This window comes from Acidithiobacillus sp. TH-A35, from assembly GCF_057473505.1.
In genome coordinates, this window is the sequence record NZ_JBYCKR010000275.1 from 1 (window position 1) to 2,110 (window position 2,110).

Annotated in this window: 2 protein-coding genes; one reads left to right on the forward strand and one right to left on the reverse strand. The window is 57.8% G+C overall.

The window, feature by feature from the left end:
* Nucleotides 1–18: 18 nt before the first annotated feature.
* Complete coding sequence (locus AC2VNK_RS09075; protein ID WP_486883525.1) at nt 19–1,572, reverse strand: efflux transporter outer membrane subunit; 1,554 nt, start codon at nt 1,570–1,572, stop codon at nt 19–21.
* Nucleotides 1,573–1,740: 168 nt separating this feature from the next.
* Here AC2VNK_RS09075 and AC2VNK_RS09080 point away from each other — a divergent pair.
* On the forward strand, nt 1,741–2,110 hold a 370-nt coding region (locus tag AC2VNK_RS09080), incomplete at its 3' end, for a response regulator (RefSeq protein WP_486883526.1).

A 2,110-nucleotide genomic window follows, 5' to 3' on the forward strand; every position in this document is an offset into this window, starting at 1 on the left:
AAAGAAGAAAAGCCTTTTTCATGCGGAAGCTCCTACAGTATGTTCAACGGCGGTGGTGGAGGATGTGGATGGCGCCTTCGAGTCCCGGTGATCCGGCTGCCAGCCATCCCCCAGGGCGACGAAAAGGGCGACACTATCCAGATAGCGCTGGCTACGACCGTTGATTGCCGCTATGGAATCCTGTTGATAGGCAATCTCGGCATTGAGCACCGTGGCATAATCCGTTGCCCCATCCCGGTAGCGCGCTTCCGCCAGCTGCAGGGCTTTGGCCGAAGCCTGCTGCGCCCTTTTTTGCTGAACAAAAGCGGTATCGGCACTCTGCAGGTTACGCAGGGCATCAGCCACTTGACGGAACGCATCCAATACCGTGGCCCGATACTGATCACGGACCAGCTGATATTGATCCAGGGCGGCGCGACGCTGGGCGTGCAAACTGCCGCCCTGATAAATCGGTGCAGCCAAACCCGCTCCCAGGGACCACAGCGTAGAAACCGGATTGAAAAACAAAGCACCGGTCATGGCTGCCTTGCCAATATCTGCAGAAATATTGAATTGCGGGTACAAGTTGGCCGTAGCCACATCCGCCTGGGCGGCGGCGACCTTGATCTCCGCCGTGGCCGCCTGAATATCCGGGCGGTTTTCCGCAAGGGCCGAAGGAATGGTGGTCGGTAAATGTGCCGGTAACCGTAGATCTTTCAGTGTGGGCAGAGGCAGGGACGTATTTGGCGATTGCCCGATGAGTGCCGCCAGAGCATGTCGGGCTGCGGCTTGCTCAGCTTCCAGCGGCGCAATGCGGGCGCGCGCGGCGGCGGTCATGGCAGCCTGCTGCTCCACACTTTGCAGATTCTGATAACCGAGCTGATATTCCTGCTGCAGAAGCTTCAGCAAATGCGCATCGGCTGCGGCAATCTGCCGGGCCGAATGCCACTGCGCCCGGGCCGCTGCGGCACTGATGATGGCCCGGCTGACGGCAGCGGCCAGGAAAACTTCACTCTGATGCAGATTAGCCGTCGTCACCGCCACCCGGGCTCGGGCAGCATGGATCAGATCTTGCTGCCGGCCAAACACATCCGGGTTGTAACGGATGTCCAGGGTTCCCAAAAACAGGCTGTAGAGATTGCCGGGAATCCGATAACTCTGCCCGCCATCTGCTCCCGTACGTAAAGCCCGCTCCCGACTGATACCCGCATTGGCTGAAACCTGGGGATACAGACCGCCCTGGCTGGCGACCAACAAAGATTGCTGCCTGGCCAGAGCCGCCTGCGCTGCCTGCAAATCCGGGTTCGCCCGCATGGCTTTGTGGATATAGCTATTGAGCGCTTGAGAATGAAACAGCAACCACCAGGATTGCGCCTGCTGCCGGGTCCATTGGATTTTTTGCGCTCCCGGGGATGCATCCACCCGATGGGCGTTATAGGTGGCGGGCGAGATCATTTTCGGCACCTGTCCGTGCGGACCTACAGCACACCCTGCCAGGGCCATCAACAAGCCTGTACCCAGCAGATGGAGAGCCTTTCGTCCGCACCTTCGGGTTCCCGGCCATTGCCAGGTCGCCACATTTTCCTGTGCCATGTATTATCCTTGTTCAGGTCAATCAGAAGATCAGGAAAAGCATAACGATAGGGACTGTAACAATCGTGCGCGATCAGGGCGCCAGATGTAACAAAATGTGCGTTTATTTCCGGAGAGCCTGTCTCGTTACATTTATGTTTGGTCTATCCGCACCGGGGGAGTACAGTGATGGCCATGAAAAACAAAGCCCGTATTCTGATCATCGACGACGACCTGCGCCTCCGCAGCCTGGTGGAATCTCACCTGAAAGGCTATGGATTCATGGTTCAAGGCATGGGTGACGGTCGCCAGATTGAAGCTGCTCTTGAAGAAAACCCCGTGGACCTGGTCATTCTTGACCTCGGCCTTCCCCATGAAGACGGTTTGCAGATCTGTCAGCGTCTGCGCCAGCAGCATGACGTACCCATTCTCATGCTGACCGCACGCGGGGATGAAGTTGATCGTATTCTAGGTCTGGAAATGGGGGCCGATGATTATCTGGCCAAACCTTTTCATCCCCGCGAACTGGTTGCCCGCATCCAGGCGATTTTGCGGCGGG